At 67.4% G+C, this 18,486-nt stretch carries 16 protein-coding genes; 10 read left to right on the top strand and 6 right to left on the bottom strand.

The annotated features are described in order from the left end of the window. The first annotated feature begins 89 nt into the window (after positions 1 to 89). Both QOZ88_RS20740 and QOZ88_RS20735 read left to right on the top strand, forming a co-directional pair. Positions 90 to 2,120, top strand: a complete 2,031-nt coding sequence (locus QOZ88_RS20740) for a protein meaA (protein WP_306001596.1) — start codon at positions 90 to 92, stop codon at positions 2,118 to 2,120. A gap of 52 nt (positions 2,121 to 2,172) precedes the next feature. Next, complete coding sequence (locus QOZ88_RS20735; protein WP_306001595.1) at positions 2,173 to 2,943, top strand: enoyl-CoA hydratase-related protein; 771 nt, start codon at positions 2,173 to 2,175, stop codon at positions 2,941 to 2,943. A 43-nt stretch (positions 2,944 to 2,986) separates the two neighbouring features. Here the strand turns inward: QOZ88_RS20735 and QOZ88_RS20730 are convergent, their stop codons facing one another. The 4 genes from QOZ88_RS20730 to QOZ88_RS20715 all read right to left on the bottom strand — a co-directional run bounded on the left by QOZ88_RS20730 (position 2,987) and on the right by QOZ88_RS20715 (position 5,827). Beyond that, positions 2,987 to 4,147 (bottom strand): Fic family protein, encoded by a 1,161-nt coding sequence (locus QOZ88_RS20730; RefSeq protein ID WP_306001594.1) that lies wholly within the window; start codon positions 4,145 to 4,147, stop codon positions 2,987 to 2,989. 123 nt (positions 4,148 to 4,270) lie between these two features. Beyond that, a complete protein-coding gene (locus QOZ88_RS20725; RefSeq protein WP_306001593.1) occupies positions 4,271 to 4,483 on the bottom strand; it encodes a hypothetical protein in 213 nt (70 codons plus the stop codon). A 172-nt stretch (positions 4,484 to 4,655) separates the two neighbouring features. Beyond that, positions 4,656 to 5,561 carry a hypothetical protein gene (locus tag QOZ88_RS20720; RefSeq protein WP_306001592.1) on the bottom strand — a complete coding sequence of 302 codons (906 nt, stop codon included), beginning with the start codon at positions 5,559 to 5,561 and terminating at the stop codon, positions 4,656 to 4,658. Beyond that, positions 5,558 to 5,827 carry an EAL domain-containing protein gene (locus QOZ88_RS20715; protein ID WP_306001591.1) on the bottom strand — a complete coding sequence of 90 codons (270 nt, stop codon included), beginning with the start codon at positions 5,825 to 5,827 and terminating at the stop codon, positions 5,558 to 5,560. Before QOZ88_RS20715 ends, QOZ88_RS20720 begins: the two co-directional genes overlap by 4 nt. An 86-nt stretch (positions 5,828 to 5,913) precedes the next feature. On the opposite strand from QOZ88_RS20715, the gene nucS (QOZ88_RS20710) reads away from it, so the two are divergent. Beyond that, complete coding sequence (nucS, locus tag QOZ88_RS20710) at positions 5,914 to 6,516, top strand: endonuclease NucS (RefSeq protein WP_454971285.1); 603 nt, start codon at positions 5,914 to 5,916, stop codon at positions 6,514 to 6,516. A 423-nt stretch (positions 6,517 to 6,939) separates the two neighbouring features. After that, positions 6,940 to 7,599 carry an endonuclease NucS gene (gene nucS / locus QOZ88_RS20705; RefSeq protein ID WP_306001590.1) on the top strand — a complete coding sequence of 220 codons (660 nt, stop codon included), beginning with the start codon at positions 6,940 to 6,942 and terminating at the stop codon, positions 7,597 to 7,599. Between the two features lie 216 nt (positions 7,600 to 7,815). Here the strand turns inward: nucS (QOZ88_RS20705) and QOZ88_RS20700 are convergent, their stop codons facing one another. Continuing rightward, positions 7,816 to 8,061, bottom strand: coding sequence for a helix-turn-helix domain-containing protein (locus QOZ88_RS20700; protein WP_306001589.1), 246 nt, complete (start codon positions 8,059 to 8,061; stop codon positions 7,816 to 7,818). A 189-nt stretch (positions 8,062 to 8,250) separates the two neighbouring features. On the opposite strand from QOZ88_RS20700, the gene QOZ88_RS20695 reads away from it, so the two are divergent. From QOZ88_RS20695 to QOZ88_RS20670, 6 genes are all read left to right on the top strand, one after another. Next, the gene (locus QOZ88_RS20695; RefSeq protein WP_306001588.1) at positions 8,251 to 8,676 is read left to right on the top strand and encodes a hypothetical protein; all 426 of its coding nucleotides are present in this window, start codon (positions 8,251 to 8,253) and stop codon (positions 8,674 to 8,676) included. 1,033 nt (positions 8,677 to 9,709) lie between these two features. Continuing rightward, on the top strand, positions 9,710 to 12,082 hold the full coding sequence (locus QOZ88_RS20690; RefSeq protein WP_306001587.1) for a DEAD/DEAH box helicase family protein: 2,373 nt from the start codon (positions 9,710 to 9,712) through the stop codon (positions 12,080 to 12,082). Between the two features lie 140 nt (positions 12,083 to 12,222). After that, positions 12,223 to 12,762, top strand: a complete 540-nt coding sequence (locus tag QOZ88_RS20685; RefSeq protein ID WP_306001586.1) for a restriction endonuclease subunit S — start codon at positions 12,223 to 12,225, stop codon at positions 12,760 to 12,762. After that, positions 12,756 to 14,285, top strand: coding sequence for an HsdM family class I SAM-dependent methyltransferase (locus tag QOZ88_RS20680; RefSeq protein ID WP_306001585.1), 1,530 nt, complete (start codon positions 12,756 to 12,758; stop codon positions 14,283 to 14,285). The genes QOZ88_RS20685 and QOZ88_RS20680 overlap by 7 nt, the downstream gene beginning before the upstream one ends. After that, positions 14,282 to 15,436, top strand: coding sequence for an EVE domain-containing protein (locus QOZ88_RS20675; RefSeq protein WP_306001584.1), 1,155 nt, complete (start codon positions 14,282 to 14,284; stop codon positions 15,434 to 15,436). Before QOZ88_RS20680 ends, QOZ88_RS20675 begins: the two co-directional genes overlap by 4 nt. 380 nt (positions 15,437 to 15,816) lie before the next feature. After that, positions 15,817 to 17,058 carry an SIR2 family protein gene (locus tag QOZ88_RS20670; protein WP_306001583.1) on the top strand — a complete coding sequence of 414 codons (1,242 nt, stop codon included), beginning with the start codon at positions 15,817 to 15,819 and terminating at the stop codon, positions 17,056 to 17,058. Positions 17,059 to 17,067: 9 nt separating this feature from the next. Here the strand turns inward: QOZ88_RS20670 and QOZ88_RS20665 are convergent, their stop codons facing one another. Continuing rightward, positions 17,068 to 18,354: an ISL3 family transposase gene (locus QOZ88_RS20665; RefSeq protein ID WP_305997790.1), complete on the bottom strand. Its 1,287-nt coding sequence runs from the start codon at positions 18,352 to 18,354 to the stop codon at positions 17,068 to 17,070. Positions 18,355 to 18,486 lie beyond the last annotated feature (132 nt).

The following is an 18,486-nucleotide window of genomic DNA, read 5'->3' as shown; positions in this document are numbered from 1 at the left end:
CTCCGGGTTCACCCTTTCTCGAGTGTCCCACCGCACACTCTTCCCGGCGGGGCTGCTACCGGCCGGTAACCGCCCTACACTCCGCCGGTATGCCGTTCCCGCAGACGCCGGACGAGCGTGACCGCCCCTGGGTCATGCGCACCTACGCCGGCCACTCCTCGCCGGCCGAGTCCAACGCCCTCTACCGCCGCAACCTGGCGAAGGGTCAGACCGGTCTCTCGGTCGCCTTCGACCTGCCGACGCAGACCGGCTATGACCCCGACGACGAGCTCGCCCGCGGGGAGGTCGGGAAGGTCGGCGTGCCGGTCACGCACATCGGTGACATGCGCGCGCTCTTCGACGGCATCCCGCTCGACGAGATGAACACGTCGATGACGATCAACGCCACGGCGATGTGGCTGCTCGCGCTCTACCAGGCGGTCGCGGAGGAGCACGGGCACGACGTCTCGAAGCTGGCCGGGACGACGCAGAACGACATCATCAAGGAGTACCTGTCGCGGGGGACCTACGTCTTCCCGCCGGCGCCCTCGATGCGGCTGATCACCGACATGGTCGCCTACACGGTGACGACCATGCCGAAGTGGAACCCGACCAACATCTGCAGCTACCACCTGCAGGAGGCCGGGGCCACGCCGGTGCAGGAGATCGCCTACGCGATGAGCACCGCGATCGCGGTCCTGGACTCGGTCCGCGACTCCGGCCAGGTGCCCCAGGAGCGTTTCGGCGAGGTGGTCGCGCGCATCTCCTTCTTCGTCAACGCGGGAGTCCGCTTCGTCGAGGAGATGTGCAAGATGCGGGCCTTCACCCAGCTCTGGGACGAGCTGACGAAGGAGCGCTACGGCGTCGAGGACCCCAAGCACCGCCGCTTCCGTTACGGCGTGCAGGTCAACTCGCTGGGCCTCACCGAGGCGCAGCCGGAGAACAACGTCCAGCGCATCGTGCTGGAGATGCTCGCCGTCACCCTCTCCAAGGACGCCCGCGCCCGCGCCGTGCAGCTGCCGGCGTGGAACGAGGCCCTCGGCCTGCCCCGGCCCTGGGACCAGCAGTGGTCGCTGCGACTGCAGCAGGTGCTCGCCTACGAGACCGACCTGCTCGAGTACGACGACCTGTTCACCGGCTCGGTCGTCGTGGAGAAGAAGGTCGCCGAGCTCGTCGAGGGCGCCCGGGCCGAGATCGCCCGGGTGCAGGAGATGGGCGGCGCCGTGGCCGCGGTCGAGTCCGGCTACATGAAGGGCGAGCTCGTGGCCTCGCTGGCCGAGCGCCGGCGCCGGATGGAGAGCGGCGAGGACGTCGTCGTCGGGGTCAACAAGTTCGACACCACCGAGCCCAACCCGCTCACCGCCGACCTGGACACCGCGATCATGGTGGTCGACCCGGCCGTCGAGGCCGCGGCCCAGGAGGCGGTGCGGACGTGGCGGGCCGAGCGAGATCAGGCGGCCGCCGACCGCGCGCTCGACGCCCTCCGGCAGGCCGCGGGCGACGACGTGAACCTCATGCCCGCCACCCTCGAGTGCGCGCGCGCCGGGGTGACGACGGGCGAGTGGGCCGGCGTGCTGCGGGAGGTCTTCGGCGAGTACCGGGCCCCCACGGGCGTCGCCGCCGCCACCGGTGGCGGAGAGGCCGACGAGACGCTCACCGAGGTCCGCGAGCGCGTGCGGGCCACCGGGGAGGAGCTGGGCGGACGGCTGCGCTTCCTGGTCGGCAAGCCGGGGCTCGACGGCCACTCCAACGGCGCCGAGCAGATCGCGGTGCGCGCCCGCGACGCCGGGTTCGAGGTGATCTACCAGGGCATCCGGCTGACCCCGGCCCAGATCGTGAGCGCCGCCGTCGAGGAGGACGTGCACGTGGTCGGCCTGTCGGTGCTCTCCGGCTCCCACCTCCAGGTGGTGCCGGCGGTCCTGCAGGGGCTCCGGGAAGCCGGGCTGGACGACGTCCCGGTCGTGGTCGGCGGGATCATCCCCGACAGCGACGCCCGGCGGCTGCGCGAGCAGGGCGTCGCCCGGGTGTTCACGCCCAAGGACTTCGGGCTGAACGACATCATGGGCCAGGTGGTCGACGTGGTCCGCGAGGCCAACGGCCTCCCCGCCCACCCGCGGGAGCAGGTCCCCGCCCCGGCGTGACCGGAGGAGATCCGCGGGTGTCCCGCCCGCGGATCTCCTCTAGCGTCGGGGCATGGCTGACGGAGCACCCCGGGTCGAGCGCGACGGCGACGTCGTCCGCATCACGATGACGCGCGCGGGGAAGCGCAACGCGCTCTCCCGCGAACACCTGACGCAGCTGCTCGCCGCCGTCACCGAGGCGGGGGAGAGCGACGCCGCCGGCATCGTGCTGGGCGCGGAGGGCCCGGTGTTCAGCGCCGGTCACGACTTCGCCGACGTCGCCGGGGCCTCGCTGCCCGGGGTGCGCAGCCTGCTGCAGCTGTGCACCGAGCTGATGCAGACCGTCCAGGACGTGCCGCAGGTCGTCGTGGCACGCGTGCACGCCCTGGCCACGGCCGCCGGCTGCCAGCTGGTGGCCTCGTGCGACCTGGCCGTCGCGGCGGAGTCCGCGGGATTCGCCGCACCCGGCGGGAAGGGCGGCTGGTTCTGCCACACGCCCATGGTGGCCATCGCCCGCAACGTCGGCCGCAAGCGGGCGATGGAGCTCGCGCTGACCGGCGACGTCATCGACGCGGCGACGGCGCTGGACTGGGGGCTGGTCAACCGCGTGGTGCCCGACGCAGAGCTCGACGCCGCCGTCGACGAGCTCGTCGAGCGGGCCACGCGGGGGTCGCGGGCCAGCAAGGGGTGGGGCAAGCAGACGATGTACGCGCAGCTGGACCGGCCCGAGCGCGACGCCTACACCACCGCGATCGAGGTCATGGCCGCGGCCAGCCAGCTGCCGGGAGCGCGCGAGGGCATGGCTTCCTTCCTGGAGAAGCGGAAGCCGGTCTGGACGGACTGAGGGGCCGGTGCCCCGTCGTCCGCCGACGGGCATTGCGGCCGGGTCAGCTACCCGGGCGACGACGGCCGGCCCGGGCCGCGAAGGCGTCCACGGCCGCCAGCACCTCGCGGGCCTGCCACAGCCGGTTGCGCGCCCGGCCGGAGAACTCGGTGACCACGCCAGCGGCGAGCAGCGGTTCTAGAGCACGAAGCGCGTTGCTCGGTGCGACGCCCACGTCCCGGGCGATGGTGGCGGCGTCGATCACCGGTTGGCGGAGGAGGAGATCGGCGACCCGCCAGGCGGCGGCGTCGCGGCGGGCGACCACGACGTCGTCCCACCGGGCGCGCACCTGGTGCAGGTCGGCCACCAGCTGCCGGGCATTGACGATGGCCTCCAGTGCGCCGTTGGCCAGCGCCGCGACGATGCCGGTCGGATCGCCCTCCCGGTAAGCGGTGAGGGCTGCGAAGTACCCGTCCACGTCGGTGAGCAGCCCGGCGGACACCGGGACGGTGACCGCCCGAGTCAGCTCGTACCGGCGAAGCAGGGCGTGGATCAGCGCCCGACCCGTCCGCCCGTTGCCGTCGGGAAAGGGGTGGATGGTCTCGAACTGGGCGTGGGCGAGGGCAGCGAGCACCAGCGGGGGGATGTCGTCCCGCCGGGCGAAGGCGATCAGATCGTCGATGAGGTCGGGAACGTCGTCGGCGACCGGCGGGACGAATGCCGCGCCGTGGGGTCCGTAGGAGCTCCCGCCGATCCACACCTGCTCGGTGCGCCACCGGCCGGCGATGGCGGGTTCGACCTCCTCGAGCAGGGCCGCATGCATGGCCAGGATGGAAGTCGGGTCCAGCTCGCCGGCCAGGTCGAGTGCGGCTCTCATCGCCCTGACGTTGCCGACGACCGAGACTGCGTTACGGGTCGTGCCGTTGCCCAGCTCGGCCACAGCGATGGCCTTGGCGCCGGCGGTGAGCTGCTCGATCTGCGATGAGGAAGCCGATTCGCTGCGCAGTAGTACCGACGCGAACGGGGCGACCTCACCGCCCAGTTGCGCATCGAAGCGGGTGACCTCGCGAGATGCCTCGTCCGCCAGCGCGGCGGTTGCACCGTCGACCGTCAGTGTCGACGTAGTCGCGATCCGCGGGACGATCGCCGCACGGTAGGGGCCGGAGTGCCGTTGCCGAACCGACCGCGGAACGGCGTCGGGTGGCACGCTCGGCCGCCACGTCACGTCGCGCCACGTGACGTGGGCCAGGAGGGCGTGGGAGGCGAGAACACGAGCCAACCTTATTCTCACTTAGAAGAAGATATGAGAACTAGGTTTCTCCGTTTTCCCCACTTCGGTGGACATCGATCAGTCGGTCTCGAAGCCGGACTGCTCGAAGCGGAGGGTGCCGGCATTCTCCGAGACTGTGCGGACGGCGTCGTCGCCGAAGCCGTCGGCCGTGGTCGCCGAGATCTCCAGCTTCACCGCCAGCTGCGCGCCGGTGGCCGACAGTCGCTGCAGCACCCCTTCCACGACGACGGCGAAGTCCTTGCCGTACGTCTGCGGGTCCAGGGTTCGCACTCCGAGGCCAGTGCGACGTCCGGCCGCACGGGCAGGGTCGTGCCGGTGACGGGCAGTGGCGCCGACCCGGTCCAGGAGCGCGCCGGCGTCGACACCGACCTACGAGGCCCACCACCGCGTAGGCGGCCGGCCGCGACGGGCCCGGACCTCGCAGGAGATCCGGGCCCATCGCTCATCCCTCGGTCAGGTCGGCGCAGCCGGACTCGTGCGGCAGCAGCGGCCGAAGCACCACCGACCACCGCGCCCCGGCCTCGCCGACCCACGGGGTGGCCGCGTTGCCCTCGGCGGCGGCCTCGAGCACCGCCTGGGCCTGCTCCCCGGTGGCCGTGACGCACGTCGTCCCCGGTGCGATGGGCTCGCCCGGCAGCTCCGACCCCGGCCACGGCTGCTCGGCCTGAGGGGGGTCCACCTCGACGTAGGGGCCCACCACCGCGGCGACGGCCTCCGGCTGGTACGGCTCCGGCCCGTTCACCCGGTCGGCACCCAGGGCGGCGACCGGGTCCCGCAGCGCCTCGGCGAGCTCCGAGAGCCGGGCGCGCGCGGCCGCCTGCTCCTCGGTGATCCCGGTGTCGAACCCGGTGGGGAGACCGCCGTCCGGCTCCCGCTCGGGCGCCGGGCCCATGCCGAGGGCGTACACCTCGCGGGTCACCGTCTCCCCGCCGGTGCGGACGGTGAACCGGGTGCTCGTCACGTCCGCGACCGGCGGGCTGCCGAGGTCGCCGGTCTCGGTCACCCCGGCGGTGACCGCGCGCTCGACGAGGTCGCGCACCCCGCCGTCACCCAGCCGGTACACCTGCAGGTTCGGCAGGGCGGGGGCCGGCCAGATGGCGATCACGGGACCGTCGGTGATGAGCCGGCCGTCGGCGTAGAGCGTCGCGGAGGGCACTCGTCCGGCGAGCAGGGCCGGCGTGGTGAAGCCGCCGACCTCGCTGACCTGGAGCACGACGGTGGCGTCCTCCGCGGCCGGGGACGACGGGTCTGCAGCGGGCGTGCCGCCGCCACCGGCCGCGTCGGCGCAGGCGGCGAGCAGCAGGGCCAGGACCAGCAGGGTGGCGGCGCGCAGGGGGCGGGTGCTCATACCCCTGACGACGGGTCGGGGTGGCCGGGAGGTTCCCCCGGGGCCCAGGTCATGGCCTGGCGGGCAGGGTCGGTGTGCAGCCCCGTGGCCAGCCCGATGTCGAGCTCGATGACGTCGGGGTCCAGCCGCAGGATGTGCCGGAGGCTGGCGTAGCCGGCGCCCGCGTCGTCCACGCTCACGGCGATCGCCGCCCGGCCAGCCGGTCCGCGTGAGGGGTGCCGGTCGCCGACGCTGCGCTCACCCGCCCGTTCTGGGGTGCCGGTCACCCGGACGGCCACGTTTCCGCACCGGAATGTTTCCGGAACTCGGTGCCGGCCCGGGCTCCGATCGCGGCGCGGTAGCGTCGGCGCCCGTGCGTCTGGTCATCGCCCGCTGCTCCGTCGACTACGTCGGTCGGCTCACCGCCCACCTGCCGATGGCGACCCGTCTCCTGCTGGTCAAGGCCGACGGCTCGGTGTCGGTGCACGCCGACGACCGCGCCTACAAGCCGCTGAACTGGATGAGCCCGCCGTGCCGTCTCGACGAGGCGCTCACCGACGGTTCGGGCACGTGGACGGTGACGAACAAGGCCGGCGAGCAGCTGATCATCAGCATCGAGGAGGTGCTGCACGACCACGCCCACGACCTCGGGGTCGACCCCGGGTTGCAGAAGGACGGCGTCGAGGCCGAGCTGCAGCGCCTGCTGGCCCTGCACGTGGAGACCTTCGGGGTGGGCTGGTCGCTGGTACGGCGGGAGTACCCGACGGCCATCGGTCCGGTGGACCTGCTCTGCCGGGACGCCGACGGGGGAGTCGTCGCGGTGGAGATCAAGCGCCGGGGCGAGATCGACGGGGTCGAGCAGCTGACGCGGTACCTGGAGCTGCTCAACCGGGATCCGCTGCTGGCCCCGGTCAAGGGCGTGTTCGCGGCGCAGGAGATCAAGCCGCAGGCGCGCGTGCTGGCCACCGTTCTATGACCCCCTGCGGCCCTCGCTTCCGGCCTGACCAGCAACATTGCGACTGGGCTCCACGCACTACCCCTCGCGCACCTGGTCGGCTGGGTACGACCTACGCAGGTACGACAGATACGACCGACCTCTCGGAGTGTCGGGCGTTGCTGCCTGACGCCGCTTCCTGGGAGCGCTGAGCGCGGGTGCAGCCGTCGCGTGCGAGTACTACGGTTCCCGCCGAGCACTGGATCGGATGGCCGACGACCCAGCGCGGCCCGAGTCCGGAGTAGCAGCGTCCTCGGGCACCCCTGCTCCGACCCGCGTAGCGGCGGGCCGGAGCAGGGCCGATGCTCGGGGAGTCTGCGCCTTGTCGCTAACGTCCTCGCCTAAGCGCGGCGCAACCGCACCTGCCACCTGGACCGATTCGGCTTTCGTCGCCACGGAGAACGTATGCGCATCCTCGTAGCCCGCTGTTCGGCTACCTACAGCGGCAAGTTGAATGCGTCCTTGCCCGTCGCCGAGCGGCTGATCGTCCAGAAGTCCGACGGCACGGTCCTCGTACACGGCAGCATGGGGAGCAAGGCACTCTTCTGGATGGGGCCGCCTTGCACCAGCAAGGTTGACGGCAGCACCTGGACGATCACGCACTCCAAGACCGCTGAGACACTCGTTATCGACCTGCACGAGGTGCTTCACGAGCACACGGCCGACGTCGGCGTCGAGCCCGGCTTGGTCAAGGAAGGCGTTGAGCGGGACCTCCAAGCCTTGCTTGCTGATCAGGTTCACGTTGTAGGCAATGGCCTGACCCTCGTCGGACGTGAGTGGCCGACGCCGATCGGCCCCGTTGACCACCTGCTACGCGACGCGGCCGGGGGGCACGTAGCCGTGGAGGTGAAGCGGCGCGGCGAAATCGATGGCGTGGAGCAGTTGACCCGGTATTTGGATTACCTGAACCGCGATCCTCGGCTGCGCCCCGTTCGTGGGGTTCTTGCGGCGCAGTCCCTGAGCCGTCAAGCGCGCACGCTGGCCGCAGATCGACAGATTCAGTGCGTGACGCTGGACTACGACGCGATGCGGGGCGTCGTCAAGGACGAAGACACCCTCTTCTAGTCGTCTGATCGTGTTCGTCCGGCCCGAGGGTGTCTGGTCCGTTCTTCCTCCGGCCGGTGTCGTCGGCGCCAGCGGGCCACAGAACCTGTCATGAGTGCAAGCCAGCGAAGGGCATGCTGGCTTGCACTCATGACAGAACCCGTGGCGCGCCTATGCCGTCGCCCCCGAGGAGGAAGAACTCGTGGGATGGAGGTGCCAGGGGGGCGGACGAGGCCCCTAATCGGGGATGAGGTCGCGCGGATGGCGTCCGACTGCATCCGCCAAGGCGTACAGCGTGGCCAGCGTCGGGTTGCCCTTGCCGCCCTCGATCCGCTGGATGTGCTTGTCCGCGATACCCGACGCCTGAGCGAGGGCCTCCACCGTCAGTCCGGCCTCCTCTCGAAGCAAGCGAGTCCGGGATCCAAGCGTCTGCCTGCGCTCTGCGGACAGGCTCGCGTGGCGAGCCGACTTGTAGGCGGGCACGACCAGCAACCGTCCGGCGCTGGCGTACCACCCACCACCACATCTATGTTCCATGTTGTGCCTGATCGGCAGTCCTCACGGAGAAGTCGACGGGAGCACGCCAGAGGGGGAGTCGTGACGCCAGGCGAACAGCCATGCACGTGCGAGCGCGTACGGACCGACTCGGGGGAGGATCGCCCAGCGGCCTGGATGAGCGTCCAAGGCCGCGTCGCCCTTGAAACTACGGGCGGGCAGAGAATCGAAGGGCGTCCCTGGTTGCTTCATACCGTCGAGACGCCGACCGGCAAGTCCGCAGAGGTCGAGGTTGAGCAAGATGACGGCACTGACGTGCCGATCCTCGTCTCCGACATTGCAACGGTTTCCGTGGTCCCCCAGGACCACCTCCAGGAGTCCATCGCCACCGTGCAACGCACAATCAGAAACCCTGGAGGCGTGCCAGAGGGTGAGCCTGTCGAGTGGCTCGTTCCAGTCGGCGAACATGAGGAACTGGAGATCAGCATCCGCAGACTTGTAAGGCCGTGTGCGCCCGATTATCGACGGCCTCGCATCGTCTTCTCTCTCGTGACGACCAGCGACTCAAACGAAGCGCTAGGCATCCTGCACGAAGAAGAGTGAGGACCGGACCCCGCGAGCGATGCACCACCATTCGAGGGTGACGCAATGACCATCATTGGAGGGAGGTAACCTCCCCCCTCTCCAGCGCCTGGCGGGCCTCCTGGGCCAGACATAGAGCCAGCGATGAGATCCCTGGCGATCGACACGCGACTGCACGCCCTGCGCGGAACGATGGGCTGAGCACCCCTGCCGCGACACGCCCCGCCGAGCGAGCGTGCAGGCGAGCATCAGGCGCAAGGACGGGTGATCTCCTGCCGCGCCTGATGCCACCAGCGCCGGTGGTGCCTAGGTTGAGGGCAGTGAACGTGAGCCTGATCGCGTCGTCGTCGGGAAGGTGCAATGACCGCCTGGGTTGTGCGCGCCGGTGCTGGCGGCGAGCGTGATGCATGGGCGCTCGGGTGCGGCCTGGCTGGCGGAGGCTTCAGTGACTTCCCGGACCTGACACTGGTCGCGAGTCGGGAAGCCATGGAAAAGACCGTCAGAGAAGTGATGCAAAGTGCCCCCAAGGGTCGAGTAGGGAACTACGTTAATCAACTCTGGGCTTTGCGCCACCGCATCACTCCTGGCGACTTGGTGGTCCTGCCACTTAAGGGGTCTGGCTCGTTAGCCTTGGGTATTTGCAGCGCCGGGTACCAGTACCTGGGCTCCGAGCCACCGGAGCGCAGACATGTTGTCCGCGTTCAATGGCGGCGGACAGACTTGTCGTGGTCTGACATTGCGCGCGATCTCCGCAACACGCTCAACGGAGCCACTACCGTATTCTCCGCATCGCGCAACAATGCGGAGGGGCGCCTGTGGAGCCTGATGCATGACGGGGTAGACCCTCAGATGCGGGCGGGCGGGGCGAGACCCACCACGCCCGACGGCGAGCCCGCCGACGGGCGTGGCCCCTGGTCCTAGCGGTTGATCGCGCTCCAGCGACACGCCGCGTGCGCTGCTGGCGAGACCCGCGCATACATCGCGTCAAGCGGACTGTCATACCCTCCGCGTCCAATGGCTCCCACACGTTACGACGGAGTCACGGGGAGGCACGATGGCGCGCAACGAGGACCAGACTCGACGGGACCTGATCGATCCGGCCTTGGCCGCACGCGGCTGGGGAAGCGACCTCATCAGAGTCGAGACAACAGTCGGTGGGTCGGACATCATCGGAGGACGGCCGAGGCGACGTAAGGGCCGGACCGATTACCTGCTCTGCCTCCCTGCACCGGACGGGGGCAGTCCGCTGCCGATCGCCATCATCGAGGCCAAGAAGGAGGAGGAAGGCGATGCTCTGGGCCTCCAGCAGGCTCAGGACTATCGGCGACGTTTCCACGTACCCTTCGTCTTTGCCAGCAACGGCCATCTGTACACCGAGTGGGGCGAGGACACGCGCCACATCGCCTCGCACCTTCCCCTGGCTCAGTTTCCGACGCCGGATGAGTTGAGGCAGCGCTACGAGGCGCTCCGTGGCATCAGTCTGAGTTCCCCGGCCGCCGCTCCGCTGTTGAAGACCTACAAGGGTGGGGAGTCGAGCAGGTGGTACTTCCAGGACGCGGCCGTCCGTGCAGCACTCGAAGCCATGGCCACGGGCCAGGACCGTGTCCTGCTGACTCTTCCGACCGGGGCGGGCAAGACGAACATCGCCTCACAGTTGCTCTGGAAGTTGGCGACCGGCGGACAACTCCGGCGCGCTCTGTTTGTCTGTGACCGGGATGAGTTGCGTACCCAAGCCTGGTCAAGACTGCACGGGTTCTTCGGCGATGGTGCGCAGATCGTCACCTCGTCCAACCCACAGGCGAACGCCCGCGTCCTTGTCGCTTCGTATCAGACGCTGAATGTTGACAGCGACGGCGAGCCGCAGTTCTGGCGCGAGAACTACCCGCCCGACTACTTCAGTCACATCATCATCGACGAGTGCCATCGATCCGCGTGGGGTAAGTGGAGCGTCGTTCTGCGCGATAACCCCAATGCCGTCCACATCGGATTGACCGCCACTCCGCGCACGATTGTTGGTGGCCACGCGGGCGAGCCGGGGCGGGAGCGCGATGAGCAGATCACCGCGCACAATCTGCGCTACTTCGGGGAGCCCGTGTACGAGTACAGCCTCGTCCAAGGGCAGGAGGACGGGTACTTGGCTGCGTCTGAGGTCATCCGGCGCACGGTGGACTTGGACGCGACCGCTATCACCCGCGACGACATCGTCGAGCGCTCGGCGAAGGACTACTACACCGGCCGGACCATCCAGCCGGGCGACATCGATGACCAGTACGACGCTCGCCGTTACGAGCAGGCTTTGCAACTGCCGGACCGTGTGGACGCCATGTGCGAAGACCTCTTCGCGATGCTGCTGGAGACCGGCGGGCCGCACCAGAAAGCCGCCATCTTCTGCGTCAGGGACACCCATGCCACCGAGGTGACCCTGGCCCTGAACAACATTTACGAGGAGTGGTGCAAGTCCACGGGGCAGAAGCCCGCCGAACCGTATGCGTTCCAGTGCACGGGGAACCCGAATCTCCGACCGTCAGCAGCGGAACTCATTCCCGACTTCCGTGGGAGCAAGGCGTCCCACTTCGTCGCCGTAACAGTCGATCTTCTTTCTACCGGCGTCGATGTGCCCGATCTCGGTAATGTCGTGTTCTTCCAGTACCTGAACTCACCTATCGAGTTCTATCAGCGGGTGGGTAGAGGAACACGTACCGGGACTCCTCAGGGGAGCAAGTTGCTCTTCCGCGTGTACGACTACACCAACGTGACCCGCCTCTTTGGACAGCCATTTGAGGCGAGGGAGAAGCCCGAGGACGCAGGGCAGCCGCCCGCTCCCGACCACGATGATCCGGGCACTCCGGGTGCTGGCCCGACGATGATCCGCGTCGAGGGCTTCGACGTCGAGGTCCAAGGTGCGGGTCGATCCATCGTCGTCCAGCGGGGCGGACGCGAGGCGCTGATCCCCTTGGAGGACTACGAGGCTGAGATCGCAGCAGCAGTACAGGACGTTGTGGGGGATCTGGATGGTCTCCGGGAGGTCTGGGCTGACCCGCAACGTCGCGGAGACCTGTTCGGCGCCATGGAGGGCGGAGGAGCCTCCCTGCGCATGCTCCGGCAGATGCGGGACCAGGACGACTGCGACCTGTACGACGTCGTCGCGGAGCTGACCTTCAAGGCTCCGGCCAAGACGCGGGCCCTGCGCGTTGCGGCCTTCGAGGCGCAGGAGAAGCCCTGGCTCACGAGCCTCGCCCCTGACATCAAGAACACAGTCCTCGCCATGGCGCTGGAGTTCGGGCGCGGCGGGATCGACGAACTTGAGACGGCTACCCTGTTCGACACCCCCGCCGTCCGGAACGCCGGTGGCTTCCGGGCTCTGAACCGGCACCCCGAGGGTGCGGAAGCGGTGCTCACAGGACTGAAGAAGAGGTTGCTTCGTTGACGACGGCTACTGCGGAGGCGGAGCAGGCCCTTCCGCCCGGATGGAAGTGGGCTCTCGTCCGAGACCACCTCGACGGCGAGCCTCAGGGCGGCATCGCGAGCGGCGAGAAGTCTCGGACGGCGGGGGTGGTGCACCTCCGGATGAACAACATCAACACGCGCGGTGAGTTGGACTCGTCCGCCCTGTGGCGAATCCCGTTGGAGGACCGTGAAGTCGCTCGCTACCTACTGCGTGACTCTGACGTCCTGTTCAACAACACCAACAGCAAGGCCCTCGTCGGGAAGACGGCGCTGTACCAGGCCGTCGCCGGAGACGAGCCCGTGGTCTACAGCAACCACCTGACCCGGTATCGGACGAACGAGGAGACCCTCGCGCCCGAGTGGCTGGCTGCGTTCCTCCGCTACCACTGGGGGCGAGGCTACTTCGAACGTGTAGCCACGGAATGGGTCAACCAGGCCAGTGTTCGCGACGAAATCGTCAAGGCGATGCACATCCCCCTGCCTCCTCTTCCTGAGCAGCAGGGACTCGCAGTTTCGCTCCAGTCGAAGTTCGAATCCATTGAACGACTGCGCATTGCTGCCACCCGGCAGATGAAGGCGGCCGAGGCCCTGCCTCATTCAATGCTGCGAGATGTATTTGGGGCTCACCAGCCGCCCCTTGAGGAAGGTGCAATATGGTAAGGCGTGCGGCGGCTCCGCGAAAGTTCGAGACGCAAGGTGACCTCAACAGGTACATCAAGGGCATCTGCAACATTCTGCGGCGCGACAAGGCTAAGGGTGCGCGCCTGTACGTCGCAGAACTGACGTGGATGCTGTACCTCAACGCCCTTGACGTGAAGGAAGCCGAAGAGGAGGCGATGGCCAAGGCTGTCGGCGCCTCCTTCACGCCCACACTGGAAGCGCCCTACCGGTGGCGCGACTGGGCCGCGACGCCAGACGCTGCCGGTAACGGCGAGCACCGTGCCTCACTCGCGTCGGGTGCGATGGGCGAGTTTCTGGCCTTCGTCAACGACGAACTCTTCCCTTACCTTCGCTCCCTCGGTAAGAAGCCGAATGCGACCGCCCGGCAGCGAGTCACGGCGCTCATCTTCGGCAACAAGGACTCGACCGTCCTTGAGAGCGAGACCACGCTCCTGGACGCGCTCGACAGCGTCGACGTTCTCGGGCGCAGCGAGGTAAGTCAGCAGCATCTTTTCACGATCTCTCAGGCGTTCGAGGGTCTCCTGCCCTTCCTGGGCGAGAAGAAGAACGACGGTGGACAGTTCTTCACGCCGCGCGAAGTCGCTCGCGTGATGGTTCAAGTCGTCAATCCGCGCCTGGGCAAGACCGTTTATGACCCGTGCGCCGGGACGGCGGGCTTCCTCATCGAGGCTTACAAGCACCTGATCCTTCAGGGTCCGGCACCCACGGAGTTGGAATCCCTGAGGCGCGACGTTCTCTGGGGTCGCGAGTACGCCAATGAGGCCCTCCCAATCACCTTGGCGAACATGATCCTGCACGACATTGAGACGCCGAGGATCTGGCACGGCAACACGCTCACCGGGGTCGCCACCTCGGACCACCTCTGGCAGGACGCCCCGGCGCAGTACGACTACATCCTCACAAATCCTCCGTTCGGGAGTAAGGAGGGGAAGGATGCTCAGGCGCACTTCGCGTACAAGATCGCGAAGGCGCAGGTACTTTTCCTCCAGCACATCGTCGACAGCCTCGCTCCTGGCGGGACCTGTGGAATGGTCATCGACGAGGGCGTGATGTTCCAGACCATCACCGCGTCGGTCCAGACCAAGCGCAAGTTGCTCAACGAGTGCGACCTGTTCTGTGTCGTCAGCCTGCCCAAGGGTGTGTTCGTCAACGCTGGTGCCGGAGTCAAGACGAACATCCTCTTCTTCAAGAAGGGGCAGTCAACTGAGCGTGTCTGGTACTACGACCTCTCCGACCGCAAGGTCAATAAGTCGAATCCTCTGACGCGGGACGACTTCGACGACTTCCTGTATCGAGTGGCCCTTGACGCGGACGACCCTGAGCGGGTCAGCGATCGGTCGTGGTTCGTCGACATCGACAGCATCAAGAGCCGCACCTACGACCTGAAGGCGATCAACCCGACAGCGAACGACCGATCGGACCCCCGCACGACTTCTGAACTTCTTGATGAACTCAAGGAGTCTCGGGACATCATGGAGACGGCCCTCGCTGCCATCACGTGAGCGGTTCAGGAACGCCCATACTCGACGAGACTGGAACTCGCCCGGTGTCGCGTACTTACTGGCTCGACCTGTTCACCGTGGACACCTGGCAAGAGTTCCGGGACCACGGCGCGAGCGTGTCTGGATTCAGCGAAGCCCGGATGGCCACCGTTCAGCGGATGAAGGCCGGAGACTACCTGCTCTGTTACTTGACGCGAGTTTCTCGGTGGGTTGGGATCCTCGAAGTCACCGGCGAGCCCTACTTTGACGAGAGCCCCATCTGGGCCTCCGAGGTATTTCCGAGCCGCGTGCCGGTCAAGGTAGTCCTCGCTGTGGACGCTGAGTTTGGCGTGCCAGTGCTCGACATGCGCGATGAACTCAGCGTCTTCGAGAATCTGAGCAACCCCAACATGTGGAGCGGCCCCTTTCGAGGTTCACCAGCGAAGTGGAAGCCAGCGGACGGGGAGGCAGTCGTCCGGGCGCTCCAACGTGCTGTCGACCACCCCATTGAACGCCCCCTCGGAAGATTGCGTCGGGCGTCCAGATCGGTCGCCGTTCCGGTCGACGGTCCGGATGACGGGCACGTAGAGCACGTCCCCGTCGAGGACTCCGTCGAGCCTGCGCCCGCCCAAGACGAGGGCACGACGCATACCGAAATCCAGTTCCTCTTGGCACGCCTGGGCGCCGACATGGGGTTCGACGTACACGTCGCACGCAACGACACCAGTCGAGTGTGGAAGGGGCAGCGGCTTGGGGACCTGCCCCGCCTGCGCGAGCATCTACCGCAACAGTTCGACCCCGCCACCAATCGGACTATCGAGTTGATCGATCTGCTTTGGTTGCAGGGGAACGCGATCACGGCGGCCTTCGAGATCGAAAGCACGACATCGATCTACTCGGGTCTACTGCGCATGAGTGACTTGCTGGCGATGCAACCCAACATCGCGATCCCCCTATTCCTTGTCGCACCTGACGAGCGACGAGGCAAGGTGATTCAACAGGTCAATCGACCGACCTTTGATCGGATGAAGCGTCCGCTGCTTGGTGTGTGTCGCTACATCTCATTCGATGTGTTGCGCGAGAACCTGCAAGCCGCACAGCCGTATGTCCGCTACCTCAAGGCAGACTGGCTCCAGACGATCAGTGAGTCTTGCGCGCCAGACGACGTGTAGCCAGCGCCCCACTGCCACTGCCACTGCCGGTGCCAGAGCGGGGTCCACCGCGCCAAGCGGCACGTTGTTCGTACTCCGCTTCTCTCGACGGTCGGCTGACCCGGCTCCAGGGCCCAGGGGGGTCCGTGTAGCGGGGCGCCCGAGCCCGTCTCGCGCACGACTCGTGCGCCCACTAGACCGTCCGCGACTCGGTGGAGAAGACGAGGGCCAGGCCCCTGACACGTATCGTGCGAGGGCGTCCAGGCGTTCGTTGCCACGGCTCCGTGAACCTCGGAGACACGAGCGTCCCCGCCCGGCCGCTGGAACGTTTGACGCTGGTTCTATTCGGACTGTTAAGGGTGCCTGCCTCAGGCGTCCCCTAAGGAGCGCGGCGAAGCAACGTGAGTGTCGAACAAGACCTAGAGGAACTCCTCCAACAGCCCAACAGCCTTCCAGTTCTCTTTGTTGGCTCTGGCCTCTCTCTCCGGTATCTGAAGGCTCCCACATGGGCTGCACTGTTGGAGCGCTTCGCCGCGGATGCGGGTCGCCCAATGCCCTACTATCGCGGAAAGGCGGGCGATGACCTGCCCGCCGTCGCCTCGCTCCTGGCCGAAGACTTCTTCGAGCAATGGTTCACGAAGCGGAAGTACCAGCATTCCCGGCGGGAACAGCAGGCTAGCGTCCGTCAGCGAGCCGACCCACTGAAGTTTGAGATTGCCAAGTACCTGCGTACCCTTCGGCCAGTAAAAAAGGCCGACATGGTGGCAGAAGTCAAGGCTCTGAAGTCGGTCCGCGTCCACTCAGTGATTACCACCAACTGGGATACCTTCCTTGAGGAGTCACTGCCCCACTTAGAGGTCTTCGTCGGCCAGCAAGACATCTTGTTCGCTCAGACTCAGGCGATCGGAGAAATCTACAAGATCCACGGTTCGGTTACGGACCCGTCTTCCATGGTTCTTACCGCCGAGGACTACGAGGACTACTGGGCTAAGAATCCGTACCTTATCGCCAAGATGCTCACAATGTTCGTCGAGCATCCGGTCATCTTCCTGGGGTACAGCCTCACGGACCCTCACATTCAGCGACTCCTAGGCAACCTTATTGCATGCTTGACTGCGAGCCAGGTGCAGGTGTTGAACGATCGACTCGTCTTCGTCCGGAGGCCAAGGACTCCGAATGAGGTCGAGAGTCTCAACAATGCCCCCTTGACGATCCACGGTCACTCCGTTAACGCTCGGGAAGTCGTCCTGTCCGACTTTGGCTTATTGTACAAGGTCCTGAACGGACTACCTCAGAGGTTTGACGTAAGCCTGATTCGCAGGCTGAAGCACGACGTGTACGAACTGGCATTCAACACCCCTCCGACCGGAACCGTGCATGTCGTCGACATAGAGGACGACACTGACCTCGACAAAGTCCAGGTCGTCATCGGTGTCGGAATCATGGCCCGGCTGGGTGAGAAGGGGTACGCGCAGTACGACCGCTGGGACGTCTTCCGCGACATGCTGAAGGGGTCCCGTCAGCACGACGTCAAGATGCTGACCGAGGTTCTACTTCCCGAAATCTTCAAGGGTGCCAAGTATGCGCCCATCTGCTATCCGCTTTACAGGCTTTTCCCGGTTCCTGGTGAACGGTGTCGCTGAGAAGGGTGTTCACGCTGCCGTCCGGGCGGCGCTGGCGAGCAGGATACGAGTGCGGTAGTTGGCAGCGTTCCGGTAGCCGCGCCCGGTGCGCTTGATCTGCTTGATGCCGGTGTTCGCAGCCTCGGTGCGGGCGTTGGTGACGCCGGTGACGACGAGCACCTCGATGGCGTCCCACCAGGCGTCGATGGTCGCCCAGAGCCGGTCGGTCTCGGGCATGTTGGCGGCGAGCACGAAGACGCCGAGCCGCATCTTGTGCTCGTGGGCTTCGGCCAGGGAGCCGCTGGTCAGCAGCCGGCGCAGGGCCTCCTTGACGCCCCAGGCAGCGCCGATCTCATCGGTCGGGTCATCGGTGCGCAAGGTCGCCTTCAGCCGGGCCAGCGCCCGCGGGCCGAGCGTGTCGCCGGCGCGCAGCAGCAGCCGTCGGTTGGCCCAGGCCGGGTCGATGCCGCGGCCGCGGCGGCCCTTGCGGTCGCGGACGACCCGCTGCCGCACGGCGGTGACCATGTCGTTGGCCAGCTTGACCAGGTGGAACGGGTCGACGCTGACCGCCGCGTGCGGCAGCTGCTCGCGCAGCGCCTTACGGAACGCCGCTGACGGATCGATCGCCACCACCTCCACGGCATCCCGCCAGGCGCAGCTGCGGGCGGCCAGCCAGGCGCCGACGCCGGCGGAGTCGCGGCCGTCGACCACGCCGAGCACCCGGCCGGTGTCGGCATCGACCAGGGTGGTCATCCACGGCTCGTAGCGCCGCCAGCCACCGTCGGGGTCACGGAAGAAGCGGACCGAGCGGTAGCGGTGCTCATCGACCCCGAGCCGGCGCACCAGCACGTCATCGGGGTCGCCGATCAGGTCGGCGGCCGCGGTGAGCATCGACTGCACCAGCCACCACGACACCCGATGCGCGCGGGCGACCTCGCTGGCCGCCCGGCCGGAGACCACGACCGCGGCGACCAGCGCCTGACACAGTCGGGCGGTCGAGCGGGCGAACGCCGGCACCTGGTCGGTGACCTCGCTGAACGTCCCCCGCGGACATCGGGCCTGGTCGCAGAACCAGCGACGCTTGAGCCACACCACCTCGGTCGGGCCGGCGACCGGCAGGTCCCGCAACGCCTGCCGGCGGCGCGAGTGCACCCGGACCGCGAGCACCCCGCAGACCGGGCAGCCGGGTGGATCGCTGGACTCCACCTCGACCCGGCGCACGCCGTCGCCCACGTCGGCGGCGCTCAGGACGCGGTAGTCGGGCAGGTTGAAGATCGCGCTCGCAGCATCACGCTGCGAGCCCGTAGGCTCGAACACGGCTCGTGGACCTCACTGGTGCGGATGTCTAGGCAACACCCATCCCAGCAGGACCACGGGCCCTCAACGTCTCCGGCCCAGCCTCACGATCTCCGGCTCACGCCTCGCCATCACCAGGAACCGCGAAGAGCC

It is taken from the genome of Blastococcus carthaginiensis (assembly GCF_030731085.1).
In the GTDB taxonomy this organism is placed as follows: Bacteria; Actinomycetota; Actinomycetes; order Mycobacteriales; family Geodermatophilaceae; genus Blastococcus; species Blastococcus carthaginiensis.
Note: the sequence above shows the minus strand (reverse complement) of the source record. Positions and strands in the feature narration are given on the sequence as shown.

What these genes read in the sequence shown, in the direction of transcription:
- QOZ88_RS20740 (WP_306001596.1), top strand. Translation starts at nt 90, where the DNA reads ATGCCGTTCCCGCAGACGCCGGACGAGCGTGACCGCCCCTGGGTCATG.
- QOZ88_RS20735 (WP_306001595.1), top strand. Translation starts at nt 2,173, where the DNA reads ATGGCTGACGGAGCACCCCGGGTCGAGCGCGACGGCGACGTCGTCCGC.
- QOZ88_RS20720 (WP_306001592.1), bottom strand. Translation starts at nt 5,561, where the DNA reads ATGAGCACCCGCCCCCTGCGCGCCGCCACCCTGCTGGTCCTGGCCCTG.
- nucS (WP_306001590.1), top strand. Translation starts at nt 6,940, where the DNA reads ATGCGCATCCTCGTAGCCCGCTGTTCGGCTACCTACAGCGGCAAGTTG.
- QOZ88_RS20695 (WP_306001588.1), top strand. Translation starts at nt 8,251, where the DNA reads ATGAGCGTCCAAGGCCGCGTCGCCCTTGAAACTACGGGCGGGCAGAGA.
- QOZ88_RS20690 (WP_306001587.1), top strand. Translation starts at nt 9,710, where the DNA reads ATGGCGCGCAACGAGGACCAGACTCGACGGGACCTGATCGATCCGGCC.
- QOZ88_RS20685 (WP_306001586.1), top strand. Translation starts at nt 12,223, where the DNA reads ATGAACAACATCAACACGCGCGGTGAGTTGGACTCGTCCGCCCTGTGG.
- QOZ88_RS20680 (WP_306001585.1), top strand. Translation starts at nt 12,756, where the DNA reads ATGGTAAGGCGTGCGGCGGCTCCGCGAAAGTTCGAGACGCAAGGTGAC.